The sequence below is a fragment of the Candidatus Benthicola sp. genome (assembly GCF_058719085.1).
In genome coordinates this window covers 1-2,127 of the sequence record NZ_JBZQEK010000042.1, presented here as the reverse complement: position 1 = coordinate 2,127, position 2,127 = coordinate 1, and the positions used below count along the sequence as shown (strand labels likewise).

General features: G+C 66.9%; 1 protein-coding gene. It reads right to left on the bottom strand.

The window, feature by feature from the left end; all coding sequences use genetic code 11:
* Window positions 1-529 precede the first annotated feature (529 nt).
* On the bottom strand, window positions 530-2,127 hold a 1,598-nt coding region (locus AC36XV_RS03340), incomplete at its 5' end, for a M3 family metallopeptidase (protein ID WP_492202257.1).

Genomic DNA, 2,127 nt, shown 5'->3' with positions numbered 1-2,127 from the left:
ATCCATGATGCCGAACCAGTCTCCGCTTGCGTCCTGGGCAACCAGGGAACCGGGCCGTCCGGCAAAGAGAGCGAGGCACACGAGTGCCGGGAGGGCGGTGCGCCGACGGCGCATCAGCCGATCGATCATGGGGCAGTCCTCACTGTTCGCGTCAGGGTGGCGCGAGGGGGTAGCGAGGTGTCGGCGGAATATAGACGGGGCTCGCACGAGCGGCGAACCGGTCCACCGGACGCACGGGAGGCGATGTCCGGTGCTTCGCCCGGCCTGCGCAAACCCGTACGAGAAGTTCAACGTGGACGAGCGGGCGGCACCAGCGCCCTGCCGAACCGGAGCGAACCGATGGGATTCGAACCGCAGCATGCCAGAAACTGCCCCGCCGTGTGGAGGGGCTTCCAGGTGACCCTGTTCGAGCGCATCCCCGAGGATGCACCGTGCACGTGTGGGGCTGAAGCGAAAGCGGCCGCCCGGGCGAACGACCTGGAAGAAGAGCGTCCAGCCCGGGCGGCATAGGCGGAATCCGGCGGCCTGCTTACTCCTCCGGCACCGGGAACCCGCGGTAGCGCATCAGTGCGTCCACCGTCGCGTCCCGACCCCGGAACTCCCGGTAGGCGTCCGCCGGGTCCATGGCGTTCCGGATCGAGTACAGGTACCCGACCATCCGCGCGGCGACGTCCGGATCGAAATACCCGCCCGGGGCTTCCGCGAACGCCTCCGCGGCGTCGGCCACCAGCACCTCCGCCCAGTCGTAGCTGTAGTAGCCGGCCGAATAGCCCTCGCCGGAGAACGCGTGCGTGAAGTGCGGGCTCCGGTGACGCATGACGATCTCGTCCGGCATGTCGAGCTCGGTCAGGGTCTCGCGCTCGAAAGCGTCGGGATCGAGGCCCGCCGGGTCGATCGTATGGTACATCATGTCCATGATCGCCGAGGCGGTGTATTCCGTAGTCTCGAAGCCCTGGTTGAACGTGCCGGCGCTCCGGATCTTCTGCACCAGCTCGCCGGGAATCGGCTCTCCGGACTCCACGTGCACGAGGTAGTTCTCGATCACCGGATCGGTGAGGAGCCACCGCTCCATGAGCTGTGACTGCAGTTCCGTGTAGTCGCGCACGCCGCCGTTCAGGGTCGGGTACGCCACGTTCGAGGACAGGTAGTGAAGCGCGTGGCCGAACTCGTGGAACAGCGTCTCGGCATCATCCCACGAGATCAGCTCGGGCTCGCCGGGCGCGCCCTTGATGAAGTTCGAGTTGTTGGAGCCGAGCGTCGTCTCGAGGCCGTCGTACGTCTGGTGGCTCCGGTAGGTGGTGGCCCAGGCACCGGACCGCTTCCCCTGTCGAGCGAACGGATCGAGGTACCAGAGGCCGACGTGCGCGCCCGACTCCCGGTCGGTGACCTCGTAGACGCTCACGTCCGGGTGCCAGACCGGTACGGAACCCTCGGGGACGGGCGCGAAGTCGAAGCCGAACAGCTGGCCGGCCACGAAGTGCATGGCATCGATCAGGTTGGCGAGCTGCAGGTACTGCTTCACCTCGTCCGAGTCCAGGTCGTACTTCGCCTGGCGCACCTTCTCGGCATAGTACCGGTAGTCCCACGGCTCGATGGTGATCCCCGCGCCTTCGGCATCGGCGATCGCCTGCATCTCCGCGACTTCTTCCTCGACCCGGGCGAGTGCCGCGGGCCAGATGGTGTACAGGAAGTCGAACACGTTGTCGGGGCTCTTCGCCATCCGGTTCTCGAGCCGCCACTCGGCGTAGTTGTCATAGCCGAGCAGCTGGACCCGCTCGTTCCGCAGCTTCAGGATCTCCGCGATGATGGCGTTGTTGTCGTGCTCGTCGCCGTTGTCGCCGCGGCTGTAGTAGGTGCGCCAGACCTGCTCGCGGAGATCGCGCTCGTCCGAGAAGGTGAGGAAGGGATCCATGGACGAGCGGGTGTTCGTCACGGCGTACTCGCCTTCGTGGCCCCGCTCCTCCGCCGCGGCGGCCGCGGCCGCGACGTACGCCGCGGGCAGTCCGCTGAGCTGATCCTCCGTGAGGTACGTGACGTACCCCTCTTCATCGGCCAGCACGTTGTCGCCGAACTCGGTATACAGCTCCGCCAGCCGCTGGTTGATCGCGGCGTACCGCTCCTTCGCTT